The sequence below is a fragment of the Burkholderia sp. Cy-637 genome, assembly GCF_011753175.1.
GTDB lineage: Bacteria > Pseudomonadota > Gammaproteobacteria > Burkholderiales > Burkholderiaceae > Burkholderia > Burkholderia gladioli.
Map to the genome: position 1 here is coordinate 1 of NZ_VWWC01000019.1, position 24841 is coordinate 24841.

Below are 24841 nucleotides of genomic sequence, written 5' to 3' on the forward strand. Positions count from 1 at the left end.
TCTCGACTTCGTCGGGCAGGCCGCGCGCTGCCTGCGCGACGAAGTCGAGCAAGGCCGCCTATGCGGCGAGGCGGTGGGCGCGCTGGTGGCGCAAGGCGCGCCGGTGGCGCGGCGCACGGCCCGGCGCGGCACGGCCGGCCCGCATCTGTCGGCGCGCGAGGTCGAGGTGCTGCGCGTGATCTCGCGCGGCGCCAGCAACAAGGAAGCCGCGCAGGAACTGACCATGAGCCCGAGCACGGTGCGCACCCACGTCGAGAACGTGTTCCGCAAGCTCGATTGCTCGACGCGCGCGGCGGCCACGCTCAAGGCCTCCTCGCTGGGCCTGATCTAGCCGCACGACGCGAGGGCGCCTGGCCGGCCGGCTCAGGCCGACGGCCCGGCCAGCACGATGTCCGGCACGCCGCCGGCCTGCACCATGATGTAGACGAGCGGCTCGTCGGTGTCGTTCCTGACGTGGTGGACCACGCCGGGATCGACCGAGTGGAAGCCGCGCACCTCCGTGCGCTCGACGCGGCCGTCGATCCGGTACTCCACCGTCAGCACCCCGCGCACCACCACGAACTGGTCGCTGACATGCGTGTGGTGATGCCATTGCGTCTCGCCGCCGGGCTGGATGGTGGTCTGCAGCACCGTGCAGCCGTCCTCGCGCAGCAGGCTGCGGTACTGCACCTTCGGGTTGGCCAGCGCGATATCCTTGTCGTCCATCTCGTTCTCCGTCTGTCTCGATCCTGCCCGTGCCGCGCCGTTCCGGCCGCGACTCACGAAGTACCGGCACGCCGGCGCCGGAAGCCGTCCACCGCCCACCACCAGCCGGCGATCAGGAAATAGATCGCGCCCACCGCCTCGCTCGACAGCAGCACGCCGGCCAGCACCGAACGCGCGCCGCCCGCCAGCGCGTTCCACGGCGGCTCGGCGCGCCTGCCGCGGCGAGCCGCGCGAGCCAGCTGCAACAGCCCGGACAACACGGCCCAGGCGCCCAGGGCGCGAGGCAGCCAGCTGCCGGCCGCGATGATGATCAGGTGACGAACCGACATGGCATGGCTCCTTCCCGCATTCGATCCTGCCGACGATCATGGCAGCGCCCGAAACCCGCCGACATCGGTCATTTGACCGATGTCGGCGCGCGGCATGCCGCTCACACTTCGCTCGACACCCCCTTGCCTTCCAGCATCGCGTCGATCCACACCGCGATCTCGGCCAGGTAGGGCGGCGTGCCGATGTCGTCGTGCGAGCAGGCCACCGGCGTCGAGCGGATCTCGCCGTCCACGTGCGCGCGCCAGTGCAGCAATGGCGACTCCATCCTGACCGCCTCCTCGGTGGCGGTGAAATGCGTCAGGGTGCCCTTGAACACCTGCCCGGGCAGGTAGCGCTGCGAGATCCGCAGGTTGTTGCGCCGGACCTCGACCAGCCCCTGGATATGCGCCTCGGTGAGATCCGCGAAGATATGCCCTTCGCGGCGCACGATGGCCGTCACCTCCGCCACGCTCAGCAGGTGCCCCGGCTCGATCGTCTCCATCGGGTAGCCGGCCGTGCGCAGCACGTTGGCCAGCGTGTACTGGTCGTCGACGGGCACCTCCTCGGTGGTGTAGAGCAGGTAGCTGTCGAGCATGCCGAGGAAGTCGACCTCCTCGCCCATCGCCTGCAACTGGCAGGCGATCTCGAAGGCCACCAGCCCGCCCATCGACCAGCCCAGCACCCGATACGGCCCTTCCGGCTGCACGCTGCGCATCGCCTCGATGTAGCCGCGGCTCATGGCCTCGACCGAGGCGGCCGGCGTGGTGCCTTCGGCGATCCCGTCGGCCTGCAGGCCATAGACCTGGAAGCCGCCCTGCGCATGACGCGACAGGCCGACGTAGGACCAGCTCAGCCCGCTGGCCGGATGCACGCAGAACAGCACCGGGCCGCCTTGCTCGCGCAACTTGACGGGCAGCAGCCGCTCCACCGGCGAGGCGACTTCCAGCGGGAAGTCGATCTGCCGGGCCTGGCTCGCCAGCTCGGGGAAGGCGAACAGCGTGCTGATCGACAGCCGCACGCCGAAACGCTGGTGGACGCGATCGAGCAGGCTCATCGCCAGCAGCGAATGGCCGCCGAGCGCGAAGAAATTGTCGCGGCGGCCGACCCGCGCGAGCTTCAGCACCTCGGCCCACACCACGGCCAGCGCCTGCTCGGTGTCGCCCAGCGGCGCCTCGTAATGCGTGCTGGCATAAGCGAGCGCGTCCGGCTCCGGCAGCGCGCGACGGTCGAGCTTGCCGTTCGGCGTCAGCGGCAAGGCATCGAGCCGCACATAGGCGGCCGGCACCATGTACTCGGGCAGGCTGGCCTGAAGGCTGCGGCGCAGGTCCTCGGCGCGCAGCGCCTCGCCGGTCCAGTAGGCCAGCAGCCGGCGCTCGCCCGCCTCGCCGTCCTGCACCACCACCGCCGCCTCGCGCACGCCCGGGCAACTCGCCAGGCGCGCCTCGATCTCGCCCGGCTCGACGCGGAAGCCGCGAATCTTGACCTGGTCGTCGTTGCGGCCCAGGTAGTCGAGCGTGCCGTCGGGCCGCCAGCGCCCCAGGTCGCCGGTGCGGTACATGCGGGCGCCGGGCGTGCCCGAGAACGGATCGGCCAGGAAGCGCGCCTCGCCGAGGGCATCGAGATTGCGGTAGCCGCGCGCGAGCTGCGCGCCGCCGATATGGATCTCGCCCGTCACGCCCTCGGCCACCGGCGCGCCATGGGCATCGAGCAGGTAGATCCGCACGTTGCCGACCGGCCGCCCGATCGGCGGCAGCACCGGCCACGCGGCCGGCTCGCCCGCCAGCGTGTGCGCCACCACCACGTGCGATTCGGTCGGGCCGTAGTGGTTGTGCAGGCGGCAGCCGGGGTGGCGCGCGAAGAAGGCCGCGATCTGCGGGGTGATGCGCAACTGCTCGCCGGCCGTGATCACTTCGCGCAGGGCCGGCGCGAACGCGTCGCCCGCGGCCATGGCCATTTCGGCCAGCGCCTGCAGCGCGATGTACGGCAGATACAGCCGCTCGATGCCGCGCGCGCGGATATGCGCCCACAGCCGGCCGAAATCGAGCCGCAGCTCGCTGTCGACCAGCTCCAGCGTGGCGCCGGCGGCCAGCGTGCCGAATATCTCCTGGAACGCCACGTCGAAACCGAGCGCCGCGAACTGCAGGGTGCGCCCGGCCGTCACCACGCCGGCCTGCCATTGCAGCAGGTTGACCAGCGGCGCGTTGGCCATCGCCACGCCCTTGGGCTGGCCGGTGGAACCGGAGGTGTAGATCAGGTAGGCCAGCCGGTTCGCGCCGTCGCCTGCCAGCGCCGGCCGCTCGCGCCTGCCTTCGGCCCAGCCCGCCTCGGCGTCGAGCATGATGCGCGGCGCCGCGGCGGCATCGAGCAGCGACGCCGTCGCGCTCTGCTGCAGCACCGCGGCCGGCGCGCTGTCGGCCAGCATGGCGGCCAGCCGCTCGGCCGGATACGAGGGATCGAGCGGCACATAGGCCGCGCCGGCCTTGAGGATCGCCAGCAGCCCCACCACCATCGCCGGGCTGCGTTCGGCGCAGATCGCCACCCGGTCGTCCGGGCGAACGCCCTGGGCGATCAACTCGTGCGCGAGCGCGTTGGCGCGCTGGTCCAGTTGCGCGTAGCTCAGCCTGCGCTCGGTGCCGTCCAGCGGCGAGCGCTGCGCGAGCGCCACCGCCTCGGGCGTGCGCGCGGCCTGCGCCTCCACCAGCTCGGCCACCGTCGATCCGGCCGCCGGATAGGCCGCATCGCTCAGGTTGTGCTCGACCAGCACGCGACGCAGCTCGGCCTCGCCCAGCATCGGCAAGGCGGCGGCCGGCCGGGACGCGCCGTCTTGCGCCACCATCTCGCGCAACACGCGTTCGAGATAGGCGGCATGACGCTCGGCGGTGGCGCGCTCGAACAGCGAGGTGGCGTATTCCAGCGTGCCGACGATGCCCTCCTCGGACTCGCCCAGCTCCAGCGTCAGGTCGAACTTCGCGCTGGTGCGGGTGGCGGCCAGCGGCGCCAGCGTCAGGCCCGGCAGCCGCAGCGCGGCGCCGTCCAGGTTCTGCCAGGCGAACATGACCTGGAACAGCGGGCTGTGCGACAGGCTGCGGACCGGCTTGAGGCGCTCCACCACCTGCTCGAACGGCAGGTCCTGGTGCGCCTGGGCCGACAGCGTGCGCTCGCGCACCCGCTCCAGCAGCGCCGCCACCGAGGGCTGGCCCGACAGGTCGATCGGCAGCGCCAGCGTGTTGACGAAGAAGCCGATCAGGTCCTCGGTCTCGCCGCGCGCGCGGTTCGCGCTGGGCGAGCCGATCACCACCTGCTGCTGGCCCGACAGGCGCGACAGCACCAGGGCCCAGGCCGCCAGCAGCGTCATGTAGGGCGTCACGCCGTGACGCAGGCTCAGGGCCTTCACGGCCTCGCCCAGCGAAGCGTCCAGGCGCAGCGCCACGGCCGCGCCGGCGAAGTCCTGGCGCGCCGGGCGCGGCCGATCGGTCGGCAGGGCCAGCAGCGCCGGCATGCCGTCCAGCGCGTCGCGCCAGTAGGCCTCCTGGGCCCGCAGCCGCTCGCCGCCGACCAGCTCGCGCTGCCAGCGCGCGTAGTCGGCGTATTGCAGCGGCAGCGGCGCCAGCGGTACCGGGCCGGCTTCCTCGCCGAGCCGGCCGGCCTCGTAGAACGCCGCCAGCTCGCGCGTGAGCACGCCCATCGACCAGCCGTCGGAGGCGATGTGATGCATGGTCAGCAGCAGCGCGTGGTCGTCCTCGGCCAGCGTGATCAACTGCCCGCGGATCAGCGGGCCGTGCGCCAGGTCGAAGGGCGCCAGCGCCTCCTCGCGCACCAGCCGCGCCAGCGCTTGCTCGCGCGCCGCGGCGGGCTGCCCGGACAGGTCGCGCAGGCGCAGCGCGAAGCCGATATCGGCCTCGTCCACGCGCTGCACCGCCTGCCCGTTCAGCGGCACGAAGCGGGTTCGCAGCACCTCGTGCCGCGCCACGATCCGGTCCAGCGCGCGCCGCAGCGCGGCGACGTCGAGCCGGCCGTGCAGCCGCAGCCCGCCCGGCACGTGATAGGCCGCGCTGGCGCCTTCCACCTGCGCGAGGAACCACAGGCGCTGCTGGGCGAACGACAAGGGCAGCGGGCCGTCGCGATCGGCCGGCACGATCGCCGGCAAGTCGCTGCGCGCGGCGCGCGCCACCACGTCGGCCAGCCCGGCCAGCTCGGGATGCGCGAACAGCTCGCCCAGCGGCAGCTCCACGCCCAGGCGCTGGCGCAGTTGCGAGATCAGCCGCACCGCCAGCAGCGAATGGCCGCCGAGCTCGAAGAAGTGGTCGTGGCGGCCGACCCGCTCCACCTCGAGCAGGTCCTGCCACAGCGCGGCCAGCAGCGTTTCGATCTCACCGCGCGGCGCCGCGTAGGCGCGGCTCGCGTAGGCCTGCGCGTCGGGCAGCGGCAAGGCGCGGCGGTCGAGCTTGCCGTTCGGCGTGAGCGGCAGCGCTGCCAGCCAGACGAAGGCGGCCGGCACCATGTGCGCCGGCAGGCTGGCCTGCAGGCGCGAGCGCAACGGCTCGGCCTCGATCGGCGCGCCGGTGCAGTAGGCCACCAGCCGCGCCTCCTCGCGCCCCGGCCGATGCGCGATCACGGCCGCCTCGGCCGCGCCGGCGCGCACCAGTTGCGCGGCGATTTCCTCCAGCTCGACGCGAAAGCCCCGGATCTTGACCTGGAAGTCGTTGCGGCCAAGATAGTCGATGCCGCCGTCGGCGCGCCAGCGTCCCAGGTCGCCCGAGGCGTACATCCGGCCGCCGGGGCGGAACGGATCGTCGAGGAAGCGCTCGGCGCTCAGGGCCGGGCGATTCAGGTAGCCGCGCGCCACCCCCACCCCGCCGATGTGGATCTCGCCGATCGCGCCCAGCGGCACCGGGAGGCCGTGCGCGTCGAGGATATAGATCGCGGTGTTGTCGATCGGCCGGCCGATCGGCGGCAGGCCCTCGCGATCGGGCGCGCAGACGTGCCAACTGGCCCAGATGGTGGTTTCGGTCGGGCCATAGGCGTTGACCAGGCGCCGAGCGCGCGACCAGCGCCGCGCCAGCCGCTCGCCGAGCGCCTCGCCGGCCAGCACCAGGGTGCGCACGCCGGGGAAGTCGACCTCGTCGGGCAGGGCCGCCAGCACCGCCGGCGGCAGCGTGGCATGGGTCACGCCGCCCGCCTCGATCGCCTCGCGCAGGGCCGTGCCGGCCAGCACCACGCCCGCCGGCGGCAGCACCAGCGCGGCGCCCTGGCAGAGCGCCATCACCATCTCGAACACGCAGGCGTCGAAGCTGAACGAGGCGAACTGCAGCACGCGGCTGCCGGGGCCCACCTCGAAGCTGCGCGCCTGCATCGCGGCCAGGTTGGCCAGGCCGCGATGCTCGACCATCACGCCCTTCGGCTGGCCGGTCGAGCCCGAGGTGTAGATCACGTAGGCCAGCGGCGAGGCGGCTGGATCGATCGCGTCGAGCGGTTCGGGATCATGCGCGGGCGCCTCGGCCCAGGCCGAGGGCTGGTCGAGCCGCAGGCAGCGCAGCGCGCCGGTATCGAGCCGCGCCTCGGTGGCGGCCTGCAGCAGCACCACCGCCGGCGCGCTGTCCTCCAGCATGTAGGCGAGCCGCGCGGCCGGGTAGGCCGGGTCGAGCGGCACATAGGCCGCGCCGGCCTTCCAGGCCGCCAGCACGGCGACGATCATCTCCGGGCCGCGCTCCACGCAGATCGCCACGCGATCCTCCGCCTTCACGCCGAGCCCGCGCAGATGATGCGCGAGCCGGTTGGCGCGCAGGTTCAGCTCGCGATACGACAGCACCTGGGTGCCGTGCAGCAGCGCGAGCGCCTCGGGCGCGCGCCGCACCTGGGCCTCGAACAGCCCGTGCGCGCTGGCCTCGGCGGCGAACGGCGCCTCGGTGGCATTGAAGTCGACCAGCAACTGCCGCCGCGCCTCGGGCGGCAGCACCTCGATCTCGTGCATGGGCGTGTCAGGCGCCGTCTCCAGCGCCTGCACGAGACTCTCCAGCGCGCAATGCATGGCCTCGCAGATGCGCTCCGCGCCCGCCGCCGGCACTGCCTGCACGGTCAGCGAGAAGTCCTCGCCCAGGTCGTCGACCGACAGGCTCAGCGGATAGTTGGTCCGCTCGCTGCTCTCCAGCGCGACGATGCCGTCCCACACGGCGGCTTGCGCGTCCTGCACGGGCGCGCTGTGCCGGTAGTTCAGCAAGGCGCTGAACAGCGGCGCGGGCGCGGCCACGCCGCTGCAGCGCTGGGCCAGCGCCAGCGGCGCGTGCTCGTGGCCGAGCAGGGCCGTGAGCCGCGCATGGGTGGCCAGCACGCCGTCGCGCACGCCCTGCTCGCCCAGCGCCACGCGCAGCGGCAAGGTGTTGATGAACATGCCGAGCGCGCGCTCCGAGCCGGCGCCGCCCTGCAGGCGGCCCAGCAGCACGGTGCCGAATACGACATCCTCGCTGCCCGAGGCGCGGCCCAGCAGTCGTGCCCAGGCCAGGTGATGCAGGCTGGCCGCGCTCACGCCGAGCCGGCGCGCCTGCGCGCGCAGGCGCCGGGACAGCGCGCCGTCCACCGCGCGCCGCGCCTGCTCGATTGAGGCGCCCGGCAGGTTCACGTCGGCCAGCCCGAACGGCAGCGTGGGCGTGTCGAGCGTGCCCAGCATGTCGCGGAAGAAGGCCTCGTGCGCCTCGCGGCCCACGCCGCCGCGCACCTGCGCGAGATGGTTGCGATACGGCACCGGCGCCGGCAGCTGCCCGCCCCGGCCCTCGAAATGCGCGCGGATCTCGTGCTCGACGATCTCCAGCGCCGCGTGGTCGAGCACCACGTGGTGGAAGGCCAGCATCGCCACCCAGCGACGCTTCGCCGGGTCATGGGCGAAGCGCATCCGCATCAGCGGCGCGCGGCTCAGGTCCAGGCGGCGGCACTGCGCGCGCAGCGCGTCGGCCACCTCGCCGTCGGCCGGATCGACCCGCGCCTCTTCGACGAGCATCGTCGCGCGGCGCCAGACCACCTGCACCGGCTCGTCGAGCCCGTCCCAGACGATCGCCGTGCGCAGGATGTCGTGACGATCGATCACCGCCTGGAGGGCCGCCGCGAAGGCGTCGATGCGCGCCCGGCCGTCCACCGCGAACAAGGCCTGCAGGACATACGGGTCCTGCTCGCCGGCCGACAGATGGTGATAGAGGATGCCTTCCTGCAGGGGCGCCAATGCATAGATGTCCTGCACATTGGCCACCCCGCCCGGCACGCCGGCCACGATCCGGTCGATCGCGGCCTGGCTCAGCGTCGCCAGCGGCAGCAGCTCGGGCGTGATGCGCGCGCAGCCCTCGCCGATGCGGTTCTCCGGCACCGGCACCGACGGCGCCGCGCCGCCCACCGCGGCGGCCAGCGCCGCCAGCGTGGGCTGGCCGAACAGCACGCGCACGTCGGCCTGCAGGCCCGCCTCGCGCATCCGCGCGATCAGGCCGACCGCCAGCAGCGAATGGCCGCCCAGCTCGAAGAAATGGTCTTGGCGGCCGACCCGCTCGACATGCAGCAGCTCGGCCCAGATGCCCGCCAGCAGCGTTTCGGTCTCGCCGAGCGGCGCCTCGTAGGCGCGCGTGGCGTGAGCCCCGAGGTCCGGCGCCGGCAGCGCCCGGCGATCGAGCTTGCCGTTCGGCGTGAGCGGCAGCGCCGCCAGCATCACGAAGGCGCCCGGCACCATGTAGTCGGCCAGCTCGGCCGCGAGCCGCGCACGCAAGTCCGCGGCGGACAGCCCGGCGCCGTCCTGCGGCACCACGTAGGCCACCAGCCGCTTCTCGTCGGGGCGCCCCGGCGTGTCCTGGCGCGCGATCACGGCGGCGTCCTTCACGCCCGGGCAGCGCGCCAGCGTCGCCTCGATCTCGCCCGGCTCGACGCGGAAGCCGCGGATCTTGACCTGCTGGTCGTTACGGCCGAGGAACTCCAGCCGGCCGTCGGGCAGGTAGCGCGCCAGGTCGCCGGTGCGGTACATGCGAGCGCCCGGCTCGGCCGCGAACGGATCGGCCAGGAAGCGCTCGGCCGTGAGTTCGGGACGGTCGAGATAGCCATGCGCCACGCCGTCGCCGCCCACGTACAACTCGCCGATCGCGCCGGTCGGCACCGGCTGTCCATGCGCATCCAGCAGGTAGGCACGCGTATTCGCGATCGGCCGGCCGATCGGCAGGCGCGGCAGCCGCGCATCGGCGGCCGTCAGCTCGCAGGTGGTCGAGAAGGTGGTGTTCTCGGTCGGCCCGTAGCAATGCAGCAGATGCCGCGGCGCATGGCGCGCCAGCACGCGCGCGACCACGGCCGGATCGACCGCGTCGCCGCCCACCAGCAGCAGGCGCAGCGTGCCGAGCACGTCGCCGAGCAGCTCGGCGATCTGGCTGAACAGGCCCGAGGTCAGGTGCAGCACGCTGATGCGATGCCGCTCCACCAGCGCGCGCAACTGCTGGGGCTGCAGCACGGCGGCATGCGGCACCACCACCAGGCAGCCGCCATGCAGCAGCGGCGCCCAGACTTCGAGCGTGCTGATGTCGAAGGCGGGATTGCCGACCCAGGCCACGCGGTCCTCGGCGTGGAAACTCGCGTAGCCGTTGTTGACGACCAGGCGGTTCACGCCGCGATGCGGGACCAGCACGCCCTTCGGCGTGCCGGTCGAGCCCGAGGTGTACATCACGTAGGCGACGGCTGCCTCGTCGAACGGCAGGCCGGGGTTGGCCGCGGCTTCGTCGGCCTCGCTGCCGTCGTCGATCGGCAGCGCCCGCGCCGCGATCTCCTCGGGCAGCCCCTCGACGGTGTCGACCACCGCGACCGGCGCGCCGCAATCGCGCATCACCCAGGCTTGCCGCTCGGCCGGCGCGCGCGGGTCGATCGGCACATAGGCCGCGCCGGCCTTGAGGATGGCCAGTTGCGCAATCACCAGGGCGGCGGAACGGTCGAGCAGCGTCACCACGCGCTGGCCCGGCTGCACGCCGGCGGCGATCAGGCGCCGCGCGAGGCGGTTCGCCTTCGCGTCGAGCGCGGCGTAGTCGAGCACGGTCTCGCCGTCGATCACCGCGATCGCCTCGGGCGTGTGGCGGGCCTGTGCCTCGAACAACCGATGCACGCCCTGCCGCGCCGGATAGTCCGCCTCGGTCCGGTTCCAGGTATCGAGCAGACGATGCTGCTCGGCGGCGTCCAGCAGCGCGATGCGCGATAGCGCCCCGGACGGCTGCGCCACCATCGCGCGCAGCACGCGTTCGAGGTAGCCGACATAACGCTGCACGGTGGCGCGATCGAACAAGGCGCTCGCGTATTCGAGCTCGCCCGCGATGCAGCCGTCGCGCTCGTCGAGCACCAGCGAGACGTCGAACTTCGCGGCGCGATGCGCGGCGGCCAGCGGCGCGAGCGCCAGGCCATCGAGCGCCAGGCCGCGGGTATCGACGTTGCTCCAGGCCAGCAGGGCCTGGAACAGCGGGCTGTACGACAGGCTGCGCTCGGGGCGCACCGCCTCGATCACCTGCTCGAAGGGCAGGTCCTGGTGCGCCTGCGCGTCCAGCACGCGCGCCTTGATGCGCGCCAGCAAGGCGTTCGCATCGGGCTCGCCGGCCAGGTCCACGCGCAGCGCCAGCGTGTTCACGAACAGGCCGATCAGGCCTTCCACCTCGGCGCGCTGCCGATTGGCGACCGGCGCGCCGATCACCAGCTCGTCCTGCCCGGCCAGGCGGCCCAGCATGGTCGCCCAGCCGGCCAGCAGGACCATGAACAGCGTGGCGCCGTGTTGCTGGCCCAGCGCCTTCAGCGCGGCCGTCAGTTCCGCGTCGAGGCGCACCGGCACCGCCGCGCCGGCGTGATCCTGCCGCGCCGGGCGCGGCCGGTCGGTGGGCAGCTCCAGCAGGGCCGGCGCGCCCGACAGCGCGTCGCGCCAGTAGGCGCCCTGCCTTTGCAGCATCGCCTCGTCGACCCGGTCGCGCTGCCAGCGCGCGTAGTCGGCGTACTGCACCGGCAGCGCCGGCAGGCACGCCGCCTCGCCGCCACGGCCGGCGCGATACAGCGCCGCCAGCTCGCGCGTGAACACGCCCATCGACCAGCCGTCCGAGACGATGTGGTGCATCGTCACCAGCAGCGCATGATCGTCCTCGCCGAGCCTGAGCAGTCGGCCGCGCACGAGCGGCCCCGCCTCCAGGCTGAACGGCGCGCGGGCTTCGTCCTCCACCTGCCGGGCCAGCGCCGCCTCGCGCGCGGCCGGATCGGGAAGCGTCGAGAGGTCCTCGACATGCAGCGGGAACCCGGCATGTTCGCCGTCGATATGCAGCACCGCCTGGCCGCCCTGCTCGACGAAGCGGGTCCGCAAGGCCTCGTGACGCGCGACGATGCCGTCCAGGGCGCCTTGCAAGGCCGGCACGTCGAGCGCGCCTCGCAGGCGCAGGCCGGCCGCGATGTGATAGGTATCGCTGCCGCCGGCGAGCTGGGCCAGGAACCACAGCCGCTGCTGCGCGAAGGACAGCGGCAGCGCGCCGTGCTCCCCGCGCGCCGCCGGCACGATCGCCGGCAGGCTGCTGCTCGCGGCGCTCGCGACGGCGGCGGCCAGCGCATCGAGCGAGGCATGCGTGAACAGCACCGACAGCGGCAGCTCCACGCCGAGCCGCTCGCGCACCTGGGCGATCAGCCGGATCGCCAGCAGCGAATGGCCGCCGAGTTCGAAGAAGTGATCGTGACGGCCGACCTGCTCGACACCGAGCAGCGTCTGCCAGATCCCCGCCAGCGCCTGTTCGATGTCGTTGGCCGGTGCCGCGTAGGCATTGCTCGCAAAGGCCTCGGCCAGCGGCGCGGGCAAGGCCTTGCGATCCAGCTTGCCGTTCTGCGTCAGCGGCAGCGCCTCGAGATGCACGAAGGCGCCCGGCACCATGTGCTCGGGCAGGGTCTCGCGCAAGGCGCCGCGCAGCAGCTCGGCTTCGCGCGGCTCGCCCGTGTAGTAGCCCACCAGGCGTTTTTCGCCGGGCGCGTCCTCGCGCGCCAGCACCACCGCCTCGCGCAGGCCCGGCAAGGCGGCCAGCCGCGCCTCGATCTCGCCCGGCTCGATCCGGAAGCCGCGGATCTTCACCTGGTGGTCGTTGCGGCCCAGGTATTCGAGCTGGCCATCGGGCAGCCAGCGCCCGAGGTCGCCGGTGCGATACATGCGTGCCTGCGGATCCGCGCTGAACGGATCCTCGACGAAGCGCTCGGCCGTCAGCTCGGGGCGATTCAGGTAGCCGCGCGCCACGCCGGCGCCGCCGATGCAGATCTCGCCCGCCACGCCGAAGGGCACGAGCGCGCCGCGCGCGTCGAGCAGATGGATTTGCGTGTTCGCCACCGGGCGGCCGATATGCGCGGCGAACCCCTGCTCGCGCGGCATCGATACCCAGGTCGAATAGGTGGTCGTCTCCGAGGGGCCGTAGAGATTGCAGAGCCGCGCCACGGCGGTTTCGGCGAACAGCTTCTCCACCAGTTCGCGCCGCAGCGCCTCGCCGGCCACGTTCACGGTGCGCACGGATGCGCCCAGGGCGCCGCTGTCGAGCAGGCTCGCCAGGGCCGAGGGCACGGTATTGACGAGGTCGACTTCATACTCGCGCTCGCGCAGGGCGAGGATGTTCGACACCACCTCGATGCGGCCGCCGCGCGTGAGCGGCGCGAAGCATTCGTAGACGGCCAGGTCGAAGTTCAGCGAGGTCGAGAACAGCGTGCGCGCCTGCTCCCGCGCGTCGAAGGCCTCATGGGCCCAGTGGAGGAAATTGACCGCGTTGCGATGCTCGATCATCACGCCCTTGGGCTGGCCGGTCGAGCCCGAGGTGTAGATCACGTAGGCCAGGCTTCGCGCGTCCAGCCCGGCCACCACCGGGTTGTCGACCAGCTCGTGCGCGATATCCGTCGACGACAGGTCCAGCACCGGCATTTCGCCGACCAGCAGGGCGCGCGTGGCCGGCTGGGCCAGCACGGCCACCGGCGCGCTGTCGGCCAGCATGTAGTGCAGCCGCTGCGCCGGATAGGCCGGATCGAGCGGCACGTAACCCGCGCCCGCCTTCAGGATGCCGAGCAGGCCGACCACCATCTCGATGCCGCGCTCGACGCAGATCGCCACGCGCTGGTCCGGCTGCACGCCGAGCGCGATCAGGCGGTGCGCCACGCGGTTGGCGCGCGCATTCAGCTCGCCGTAGCTCAGTTGCCGGCCGTCGTGCTCGACCGCGACGGCGTTCGGGCCGCGCGCCGCCTGCGCCTCGAACAACCGGTGCAGGGTCTGGTCCTGCGGATAGGGCGCGTGCGTGTCGTTGAAGCCGTCCAGAAGCTGCCGGCGTTCGTCATCAGGCAGGATGTCGAGCGCGTGGAGCGGCGTTCGCGGCGCCTGCTCGATGGCATCGGCCAGGCTTTCGAGCGCGGCCTGCATGTAGCCGCAGATACGTGCCGCGTCGATGCTCGCGACGGCCTGCACCGTCAGCCCCAGGTCCGTGCCGTAATCGTCGACCGACAGCATCAGCGGATAGTTGGTGCGCTCCTCCCCGCCCAGCGCCTCGATGCCCTGCCAGGCTGCGTGGCCGGCCGCGAGCGGCCCTTGCGGGCCCATGTGGCGATAGTTCAGCAGCGCGCTGAACAGCGGCGCCGGTGCCGCCACGCCGCTGCAGCGCTGCGCCAGCGCCAGCGAGGCGTGTTCGTGCTCCAGCAGGGCCGCGAGCCGCGCATGCGTCTGCGCGATGCCGTCCTCCACCGCCTGCGCGCCGACGCCGACCCGCAACGGCAGCGTGTTGATGAACATGCCCAGCGTGCGCTCGGCGCCCGCGCCGCCCTGCATGCGCCCGAGCAGCACGGTGCCGAACACCACCTCGTCGCGCCCCGACAACTGCCCCACCACGCGCGCCCAGGCCAGGTGGCACAGGCTCGCGGCGCTCACGCCGAGCCGGCGCGCGTGGCCGCGCAAGCGCCGCACCAGCTCGCCCTCGACCGGCCGGCTGCATTCGGCCACGCCGCGTCCGTCGCCCTGCACGTCGGCCAGGCCGAAGGGCAGCGTCGGCTCGTCGATGTCGTGCAGCATCGCCTGGAAGAAATGCTCGTGCGCGGCGTCGTTGCCGCCGAGCCGCGCCTGGGCCACGTAGTTGCGGTAAGGCAGCGCCACGGGCAAGGCCGCCTGCTCGCCCAGCAGATGCGCCTGCATCTCCTGCTGCACAATCTCCAGCGCCATGTGGTCCAGGGCGATGTGATGGAACAGCAGCATCGCCAGCCAGCGCCGGTTGGCCGCGTCGTGCGCGAAGGCCACGCGCATCAGCGGCGCCTGGCCGAGATCGATCCGGAACCGGCGCGGATCGAAGCGGGCCTGCAACTGCGCGGCGACATCGCCGGCTTCCGGGACGATCTGCTCCTGACTCAGTCGCGCATGGCGCTGGACCACCTGCAGCGGTTCCTCAAGGCCGTCGCGAACGATCGAGGTGCGCAGGATATCGTGGCGATCGATCACGCCTTGCAGCGCGCTCATGAAGGCGTCGAGCCGTTCGCGGCTGGCGAAGCCGAACAAGGCGTGCAGCAGGTACGGGTCGCCGGCCTCGGCCATCAGGTGGTGGTACAGGATGCCCTGCTGCAGCGGCGCGAGCGGATAGATGTCCTGCACGTTGCGCGCGCCGCCCGGCACGCCGGCCACGGCCGCATCGATCTGTTCCTGCGTGAGCATCACCAACGGCAGCATCGAGGGCGTGATCCGCTCGCAATCGGCCGGGATGCCGTTGGGTGGCACCTCGATCTCGGCGCGTGCGCCGGCGGTTTCCGCCAGGGATGCCACGCTCGGCTGGCCGAACAAGGTGCGCACGTTCGCTTGCAATCCCGCCTGACGCATGCGCTCGATCAGCCTGACGGCCAGCAGCGAATGGCCGCCCAGCTCGAAGAAATTGTCGTGGCGGCCGACGCGCGGGATGCCCAGCAGGTTCTGCCAGATGTCGGCGATGATGCGTTCCGCGTCGTTGGCGGGCGCCTCGTAGGCGCGAACCCGATAGGCCTGCGCATCCGGCGCCGGCAGCGCCTTGCGATCCAGCTTGCCGTTCGGCGTGAGCGGCAGCGCCGCCAGATGGAGGTAGGCGGCCGGGATCATGTGTTCCGGCAACTGCGCCTGCAGGCTCGCGCGCAGCGTCTCGACCGGCAAGGCCGTGCCGGTGTAGTAGCCGACCAGGCGGGCATCGCCCGGCGCGTCCTCGCGAGCCAGCACGACGGCGTCCTTGATGCCGTCCACCGCGCCCAGCCGGGCCTCGATTTCGCCGAGCTCGATGCGGAAGCCGCGGATCTTGACCTGATCGTCGTTGCGGCCGAGGTATTCGATGCTGCCATCCTCGAGCCAGCGGCCCAGGTCGCCGCTGCGGTACATGCGCGCCTGAGGATCCTCGCTGAACGGATCCGTCACGAAGCGCTCGGCCGTCAGTTCGGCACGATGCAAGTAGCCGCGCGCCACGCCGGCGCCGCCGATCGCCAGTTCGCCGGCCACGCCGATCGGCGCCGGCTGGCCCTGGGCATCCAGGATGTAGATCCGCGTATTCGCGATCGGCCGGCCGATGATCGAGCCGGCCCGCACCTCGCCACGCGCATGGACATGGCTGCTCGCGTCGATGGTCGTTTCGGTCGGGCCATAGAGGTTCACCAGCGTGACCCCGGGCGCCTGGGCGTGGAAGGCCTCGACCAGCCGGGCCGACAGCGCCTCGCCGCCGCAGAACACGCGCCGCAGCGCCGGGCAGCCGGCCAGCGCGTTCGCCTCGAGCAGGGCCGCCAATAGCGTGGGCACCACCTGCAGCGTGTGGATCGATTGCGTGCGCAACCATGTCGCCAGGTACTCGACGTCGCGATGGCCATCGGGCCTGGCCAGCACCAGCCGGCCGCCCGCCAGCAGCGGCGCGTGGAACTCCCATATCGAGGCGTCGAAGCTGAACGGCGTCTTCTGCGCCACCGCGTCGCCCGCTTCGAGCGGGAACGCGGCCTGCATCCAGGCCATGTGATTGACCAGTTGCCGATGCTCGACCATCACGCCCTTGGGCTGGCCGGTCGAGCCCGAGGTGTAGATCACATAGGCCAGGCTGCGCGCGTCGAGCCCGGCAACGCGTGGATCCGCATCGGGATAAGCGTCGAGATCCTCCGCATCGATCCTCATGACGGGAGCGGGAGCCTGCCCCACCAGGCCCTGCGTTGCAGCGTGGACGAGGATCGCCGCCGGGGCGCTGTCCTCCAGCATGTAGGCGAGCCGCTGCGCCGGATAGCCGGGATCGACCGGCACGTAGGCGGCGCCCGACTTGAGGATCGCCAGCAGGCCCACCACCATGTCGAGGCTGCGCTCGACACAGATCGCCACGCGATCCTCGGGCCGGATGCCCTGCTCGACCAGGCGATGCGCGAGCCGGTTGGCGCGCGCGTTCAGTTCGGCGTAGCTCAGCGTTTGCGCTTCGTGGCACACCGCCGTCGCGTGCGGCGTGCTGCGCACCTGCGCCTCGAACCACGCATGCAGCGTCGCCTCATCCCGCGCATGGCTCGCCGCCGTCGCGTTGAAGCTTTCGAGCAGTTGCGCGCGCTCGGTCGACGGCAGGATCGACAGCTCGTGCAGGGGTGCTTCGGGTCGATGTTCGAGCGCATCGACGAGCTGCTCCAGCGCCGTATGCGCGTAAGCCGCGACGCGCCGCGCGTCGACGCTCGACACCGCCTGCACCGTCAGCACGAAGCCTTCGCCGAGATCGTCGACGCTCAGGCACAGCGGATAGTTGGTGCGCTCCAGGACCTCCAGCACCTCGATTCCGCTCCAGGAGGCACTTGTCCGATCACGCTGCATCGATTCGGCGCTGCTGTGACGATAATTCAGCAGCGCGCTGAACAAGGGCGCCGGCGCGGCCACGCCGCTGCAACGCTGGGCCAGCGCCAGCGAGGCATGCTCGTGGCCGAGCAGCGCGGCCAGCCGCGCATGCGTGGCACGCACGCCGTCCCTGGCACCCTGCCCGCCGACATCGACGCGCAGCGGCAGCGTATTGATGAACATCCCCAGCGCGCGATCCGCGCCCGAGCCGCCTTGCAGGCGCCCCAGCAGCACCGTGCCGAACACGACATCCTCGCGCCCGGCGAGCTCGCCGACCACTCGCGCCCAGGCCAGGTGCGCGAGGCTCGCCGCGCTCACGCCGAGCAGGCGCGCCTGCGCGCGGATCCGGCCGGCCAGCGCGGCATCGACATCGCGCCGCGCTTCCTCGATGCCGTGGCCGTCGCCCTGCACGTCCACCAGCCCGAACGGCAGGCAAGGCTGGTCCACCGTCGCCAGCATCTCGCGGAAGAAGGCCTCGTGCGCCGCCTGGCTCACCCCCAGGCGCGTCTGGGCGACATAGTTGCGATACGGCTGCGGCGCGGGCAGGCTCGCGCTCGCCTCGCCACCTTCCAGGCAGGCCAGCATCTCCTGCTGCATCACGTCGAGCGCGGTGTGATCGAGCGTCATGTGGTGGATCAGCAGCACCAGCAGCCAGCGATCGTTCGCCTCGTCGCGCGCGTAGGCGACCCGCATCAAGGGCGCCTGCCGCAGGTCGAGCCGGTAATGGCGCGGATCGAAGCGCGCCTGCAACTGCCGGCCGATATCGCCCTGCCGCGCATCCAGCACGAGTTCGCTCGCCGCCAGCGGCGCCTGCCGGCAGACCACCTGCAAGGCTTCGTCGAGGCCGGTCCAGACGATGCGCGTGCGCAGGATGTCGTGCCGGTCGATCACCTGCTGGAACGCATCGAGGAAGCCCGCCACGCGCTCGCGGCTCGGCAGGCTGAACAGCGCCTGCAGCAGGTAGGGATCGCCCTCGCTGGTCGACACGTGGTGATAGAGGATGCCTTCCTGCAGCGGCGCGAGCGGATAGATGTCCTGCACGTTGCGCGCGCCGCCCGGCACGCCGGCCACGGCCGCGTCGATCTGTTCCTGCGTGAGCATCGCGAGCGGCAGCATCGAGGGCGTGATCCGCTCGCAATCGGCCGGGATCGCATTGGCCGGCGCCGCCACCTCGGCCCGGCCGCTCGCGGCGGCCGCCAGCGCGGCCAGCGTCGGCTGGCCGAACAGCACGCGGATATCGGCATCGAGCCCGGCCCGGCGCATCCGCTCCACCAGCTTCATGGCCAGCAGCGAATGGCCGCCCAGCTCGAAGAAATGATCCTGGCGGCCCACCCGCGCCACGCCCAGCAGGTCCTGCCAGATCGCCGCCAGGGCTTGCTCGGCCTCGCCGACCGGCGCCTCGTAGCGCCGGCTCACCAGCGCCTGCGCATCGGGCTCGGGCAGCGCGCGGCGGTCCAGCTTGCCGTTCGGCGTGAGCGGCAGCGCCGCCAGGTGCATGTAGCGCCCCGGCACCATGTAGTCGGGCAGGCTCGCTTGCAGCGCCGCGTGCAGCGCGTCGGCCGCGATCGCCTCGCCCGTGTAGTAAGCCACCAGCCGCCGCCCGCCCGCCGCGTCCTCGCGCGCCACCACGGCCGCGTCCTTCACGCCCTCGAGCTGCTCGAGCTTCGCCTCGATCTCGCCCGGCTCGACGCGGAAGCCGCGGATCTTGATCTGCTGGTCGTTGCGGCCGAGGTATTCGATGCTGCCGTCGGCCAGCCAGCGGCCCAGGTCGCCGGTGCGATAGACGCTCGCCCGCGGCTCGCCGCCGAATGGATCGTCGAGGAAGCGCTCGGCCGTCAAATCCGGCCGGTTCAGGTAGGCGCGCGCCACGCCCGCGCCGCCGATCCAGATTTCGCCGGCCACGCCTTGCGGCACCGGGCGGCCTTGCTCGTCCACCAGATAGACCCGCGTGTTGGCGATCGGCCGGCCGATCGGCGGCAGCGTGCTCCAGGCCTCGACCGACTCGGGCAGCGAGAAGGCGATCGTCACGTGGGTTTCCGACGGCCCGTAATGGTTGTAGAGACGCGCCGGCTTCAGGCGAGCGAAGAAGCTGCGGATCTCGTCGGTGATGCGCAACTGTTCGCCGGCCGTGATCACCTCGCGCAGGGCGCAGCCCGACAGCGCCGCCCCGCTGCCGACCACCGCTTCCGCCAGCCCCTGCAAGGCGATGTACGGCAGGTAGATGCGCTCGATGCCGCGCGCGCGGATGTGCTCGAACAGGCGCGCGAAATCGAAGCGCAGCGATTCGGGGATCAGCTCCAGCGTGGCGCCCGTGCAGAGCGTGCTGAAGATTTCCTGGAACGCCACGTCGAAGCCGAGCGCCGCGAATTGCAGGGTCCGGCCGCCGCGATAGCCCTGGTACTGGCTGTCGCTCGCCTGCCAGTGCAGCAGGTTCACCAGCGCCCGATGCGGCATGGCCACGCCCTTGGGCCGGCCGGTGGAACCGGAGGTGTAGATCACATAGGCCAGCGACGCGGCATCGGACGCCTCGGCTCGCGGCGGCGGCGCTTCGTCATCGACATCATCCGGAGCCGTCTCGATGTCGATGGCGATCTCGGGCACGCCGGTGTCGCCGGCCACGCCCGCCGTCGGTGCGTGCGTGAGCACCGCCAGCGGCGCGCTGTCGGCCAGCATCCAGGCCAGGCGATCGGCCGGGTAACCCGGGTCGAGCGGCACATAGGCCGCGCCCGACTTCAGGATGCCGAGCAGCCCGACCACCATCTCCAGGCTGCGGCCCACGCAGATCGCCACGCGCGCATCGCGGCCCGCGCCGCGCCGCGCCAGTTGCCGGGCCAGGCGCTCGGCGCGCTGGTCGAGCTCGCGGTAGCCGAGCTGCCTGCCCTCGAACACCGCCGCCACCGCCTCGGGCGTGCGCCGCGCCTGCGCCTCGAACAGGGCGTGGACCGTGGCCTGGTTCGGCCAGTCGGCCTGGGTCGCGTTGAAGCCGTCGAGCAGGCGCGAGCGCTCCTGCGGCGGCAGGATCGTGAGGCTTTGCAGCGGCGCCTCGGGCCGCTGCTCCAAGGCTTCCACCAGTTGCTCGAGCGCCGTGTGCATGTAGGCGCAGATCCGCGCCGCGTCCACCTGCTCGACAGCCTGCACCGCCAGCCCGAAATCCTCGCCGCGATCGTCGACCGACAGCATCAGCGGATAGTTGCTGCGCTCCTCGCCGCCCAGCACCGTCACCTCGCGCCAGGCATCCGCGCTGGCCTGCTCGGCGCCGGCCTGCACGGCATCGTGCCGGTAGTTCAGCAGCGCGCTGAACAGCGGTGCGGGCGCCGCCACGCCGCTGCAGCGTTGCGCCAGCGACAGCGACGCATGCTCGTGCTCGAGCAGCGCGCTCAGGCGCTGGTGCATCCGCGCCACCGCGGCACGCGCGCCGGTCGCGCCCAGTTCGGCGCGCAGCGGCAAGGTGTTGATGAACATGCCCAGCGAGCGCGCCGCGCCGGCGCTGCCTTGCAGGCGCCCCATCAGCACCGTGCCGAACACCACGTCCTCGCGGCCCGAGACGGCGCCCACCACCTGCGCCCAGGCCAGGTGATGCAGGCTCGCGGCGCTCACGCCGAGGCGCCGCGCCTGCGCGCGAAGCCGCGCCGACACGGCCGGCGCCACGCCCAGGCGCGCCTCGCGCAGCTCGGCCTCGCTGCTCAGCACGTCCACCAGCCCGAACGGCAGCGTCGGCTCGTCGACACCTTGCAGCATCTCGCGGAAGAAGGCTTCCTGCGCCGCGCGATCCGCGCCCAGGCGCGTGCGGGCCACGTAGTTGCGGTACGGCACCTGCTCGGGCAGCGCCTGCGCCTGCCCACGCAGCAGCGCGTCCACCTCGATGCCCATGTAGCGCAGCGAGGTGGCATCGTCGATCAGGTGATGGAACAGCAGCAGCGCGACATGGCGCTGGTTGGTCGGGTCCTCGGCGTGGACCAGGCGCATCATCGGCGCGCGCCCGAGATCGAGCCGCGCGCCGCGGAAATCGTGATGCTCGCGCAGTTGGGCGGCGATATCGCCTTGCACGGCGTCGAGACGGACTTCCTCGACCGGCAGCCGGGCCTCGCGCCACACCACCTGCATCGGCTCGTCGAGCCCTTCCCATCTCACCGCGGTGCGCAGGATGTCGTGGCGATCCACCACGCCCTGCAGCGCGGCCGCGAAGGCGTCGAGCCGTGCCCGGTCGGGCAGGCTGAACAGCGCCTGCAGCACATAGGGATCGCCCCGGCTCGCCGACAGATGGTGATAGAGGATCCCTTCCTGCAGCGTGGCGAGCGGATAGATGTCCTGGATGTTGCGCATGCCGCCCGGCACGCCGGCCGCGATCGTCTCGATCTGCGCCTGGCTCAGCGTCGCCAGCGGCAGCATGTCGGGCGTGATCCGCCCGCAATCGGCCGGAATCCGGTTGGGCGGCACCGTGAAGGACTCGCCCTCGCCGCCCTGCGCCGCCAACGCCAGGGCCGACAAGGTCGGCTGGCCGAACAGCACTCGCACGTCCGCGCGCAGCCCCGCCTCGCGCATCTGCTCGACCAGCTTCACGGCCAGCAGCGAATGGCCGCCCAGCTCGAAGAAATGATCGTGGCGGCCGACGCGCTCGATGCCGAGCAGCGCCTGCCAGAGCCGCGCGAGGGTCTGCTCCACCTCGCCTTGCGGCGCCGCGTAGGCGCGGCTCGCATAGGCCTGCGCCTGCGGCGCCGGCAGCGCGCGGCGGTCGAGCTTGCCGTTGGCGGTCAGGGGCAGCGCGTCCAGGTGCACGAAGGCGGCCGGCACCATGTAGTCCGGCAGCCGCGCCTGCAACGCGGCGCGCAAGGCTTCCGCCGCCTGCTCCTCGCCCGTGTAGTAGGCCGCGAGGCGCTTGTCGCCGGGCACGTCCTCGCGCGCCAGCACGGCCGCGGCCTCGATGCCCTCGATCGCCGCCAGCCGCGCCTCGATTTCCCCCAGCTCGATACGGAAGCCGCGGATCTTCACCTGGTCGTCGTTGCGGCCCAGGTAGTCGAGCGTGCCGTCGGGCTGCCAGCGCCCCAGGTCGCCGGTGCGGTACAGCCGCGCGTGAGGATCGTCGCTGAACGGGTCGCGCACGAAGCGCTCGGCGCTCAGCTCGGGGCGGTTCAGGTAGCCACGCGCCACGCCCGCGCCGCCGACGTACATCTCGCCGGTCACCCCGGCCGGCACCGGCTGGCCCCAGCGGTCGAGCACATGCACTCGCAGGTCCGGGATCGGCACGCCGATCGGGCTTCGGCCGCCATGCCGCGCATCCTCCGCGCCCAGCGCGCGATAGGTGACGTGCACCGTGGTTTCGGTGATGCCGTACATGTTGACGAGCTGCGTGTGCGCATTGCCGGCGCGCGCATACCAGGGCTGCAGCATGCTCGGCTCCAGCGCCTCGCCGCCGAAGATCACCTGCCGCAGGCGATGCGCGCCGGCATCGTCGCCCTGCGCCGCGATCAGTTGCTGGAACGCACTTGGCGTCTGGTTCAAGATCGTCACGCCCTGCTCGCGCAGCAGCGCGTAGAAGGCTCGCGGCGAGCGGCTGACCGGCGCCGGCACCACCACCAGGCGGCCGCCGTGCAGCAGCGCGCCCCAGATCTCCCAGACCGAGAAGTCGAAGGCGAAGGAATGGAACAGCGTCCACACATCCTGCTCGTCGAAGCCGAACCAGGGCGCGGTGGCCTCGAACAGGCGCGGCACGTTGCGATGCTCGACCATCACGCCCTTGGGCAGGCCGGTCGAGCCCGAGGTGTAGATCACGTAGGCGAGATGATGCGGCTGCAGATCGGCGCGCGCGGGGTTGCCGGTCGGCTGCCCGGCCCAGGCGCTCTCGTCGAGTTCGATGACAGGGACCGACCGGGCGCTCGCCGCCGCCACCTCACGGCCGGCGCCTTGAACGAGGATCGCCACCGGCGCGCTGTCGCCCAGCATGTGATCGAGCCGCTCGGCCGGATAGGCCGGGTCCATCGGCACGTAACCCGCGCCCGCCTTCAGCACCGCGAGCACGGCAACCAGCATCTCCAGCCCGCGCTCGGCGCAGATCGCCACGCGCTGGTCGGGCTGCACGCCCATTCCGATCAGGCGATGCGCGAGCTGGTTGGCGCGCGCGTTCAGTTCGCCGTAGCTCAGTTGCCGACCCTCATGCACCACCGCGATCGCATCGGGCGCGCGCGCGGCCTGCGCCTCGAATCGCTCGTGGATCGTGCGCTCCCGCGCCGTCTCGACGCCGGCCGCGCCCCAGCGGGCGATTCGCGCGCTTTCCTCGGGCGTGGCGATCGCCAGGCGATGCACGGGCGTGTGCACCGCGTCGAGCACCTGGTCCAGCAGGTGCCGGAAGCGCTGCTCCAGCGCCTCGATCTCCGCGCCGTCGAAATAGGCCTGGTTGTGGATGAAGTGGATCCAGACCTGCTCGTCGTAGCGGTTCTCGCGCACGTAGATGGCCAGCGGCGTCTGCTCGTGGTTGTTGGAGCGCTTGACCGCGCGCGCCGGCCAGTCGCCGAAGCGCAGGTTGTTATCGTTGCGCTCGTAGGACAGCGAGATGTCGAACACCTGGGCACGCTGCGCGCGCCACAGGCCCAGCTCGCGATTGAGCTCGCTGATGGGGAAGCGCTGGTAGCGGTAATCCTGCTTGAGCATCGCGCCCAGCGCCTTCACCAGTTCGTCGAACGGCAGTTCCTGGTCGAAGCGCAGGCGCATCGCGCTGACGCCGGCGAACATGCCGAGCGTGGCCTTGAACCCGGCATTGGCGCGGTTCAGGATCGGCAGGCCGATGCTCAGGTCCTCGCGCTGGGCCGTCCTCGCGAAGTAGACGTAGAGGATCGCGAGGATCACGTGGAACGGCGTGGCGTCACAGGCGCCGGCGAGCGCGACGATGCGCTCGTAATGGCTGCGCGGCAGGCTGAACTGGTGATTGCGGCTGGGCACCACGGCATCGCCGAAGCGCGCCTTGAAACGCGGGCTGAACAGCGGCTCCGGCACTTCGCGGAACTTGTCGAGCCAGTAGGCGCGATGCTGCTCGAACTTCGGCGACTGGCGATACAGGCGATCCTGCTCGACGAAGTCGAGGTAGGAAGGCGCATCGAGCCCGGGCGCCTGCCCGGCTTCGAGCTGACCATAGATCCTGCCCAGCGATTCGAGCATCAGGCCGATCGCCCAGCCGTCGACGATCAGGTGATGCAGGACCAGCACCAGGTCGAAACAGGCCTCGCCCAGCTTCAGCAGCTCGAAGCGATAGAGGGGAGCGCCGCGCAGCACGAAGGGCGTTTCGAGTTGGCGATCGACATGCGCGAGGGCCGCGGCTTCGGGATCCTCGCTCGCGGAAAGATCGTGCAACGGCAGCACGAAGGGCTCGGCCGGCCCGATTTCCTGCCGCGGCACGCCTTCCTCGTCCTGCTCCCGCGACAGCACGATGCGCAAGCCGTCGTGCCCGCGGATCAGCAGTTCGAGCGCGCGTGCCAGCAGCGCCGCGTCGACGCGGCCCGAGATCCGCACATAACCGCCGATGTTGTAGACCGGCGCCTCGCCATGCATTTCCTGGTCGAACCAGATCTCGCGCTGCGAACTCGTCAGGCCGTGGTGCTCTTGATGCGAAGTGGGATTGTTCATGGCTTTGGGCAGCGAATCGAACGGCCGGGTGCTCTCGTCGGGACATCCCGTCACGCGATTCGACATGGAATGGATGAGCCAGGTGCCGGCGGCGGCCCGCGCATGCGCGATGCCCGTCGCGGCGCCTGGAGGGTCAGGCGCCGGATGCCCGGTCAGGCTCGGGGGAGCAGGCGACGGCGGTCGATAAAGGAGGGAGGGTTTGCGCCCGGCACGAGCCGCCCTCGCCCATCGCCGCGCGAGGCGGCGGAATGTGGCGGAATCGGCATGGCCCTCGCGCAGCGGCGTGTCTCGGATGCGCTGGTCTCAGCACGTTTCTCTCGCTTTGGCGTCGCCGGCCCGGGCGTTGCGGCCAGGCCGGCGGCTTGTTCTGGTATGGCCGCCGCAACGACA

The 24841-nt window shown here is 72.0% G+C and carries 4 protein-coding genes; 1 reads left to right on the plus strand and 3 read right to left on the minus strand.

Annotation, left to right across the window (positions count from 1 at the left end; translation table 11 throughout):
• Positions 1–331 (plus strand): LuxR C-terminal-related transcriptional regulator (locus F3J10_RS08250; RefSeq protein WP_167241853.1); only part of this gene is annotated, 331 nt, incomplete at its 5' end.
• A 32-nt stretch (positions 332–363) separates the two neighbouring features.
• Here the strand turns inward: F3J10_RS08250 and F3J10_RS08255 are convergent.
• The 3 genes from F3J10_RS08255 to F3J10_RS08265 all read right to left on the minus strand — a co-directional run bounded on the left by F3J10_RS08255 (position 364) and on the right by F3J10_RS08265 (position 24451).
• Complete coding sequence (locus F3J10_RS08255) at positions 364–705, minus strand: cupin domain-containing protein (protein ID WP_025100081.1); 342 nt, start codon at positions 703–705, stop codon at positions 364–366.
• Between the two features lie 53 nt (positions 706–758).
• Positions 759–1034 carry a DUF308 domain-containing protein gene (locus F3J10_RS08260; RefSeq protein ID WP_036035037.1) on the minus strand — a complete coding sequence of 92 codons (276 nt, stop codon included), beginning with the start codon at positions 1032–1034 and terminating at the stop codon, positions 759–761.
• A 101-nt stretch (positions 1035–1135) separates the two neighbouring features.
• Positions 1136–24451 carry a non-ribosomal peptide synthase/polyketide synthase gene (locus F3J10_RS08265; protein ID WP_167241854.1) on the minus strand — a complete coding sequence of 7772 codons (23316 nt, stop codon included), beginning with the start codon at positions 24449–24451 and terminating at the stop codon, positions 1136–1138.
• Between the last annotated feature and the right edge of the window lie 390 nt (positions 24452–24841).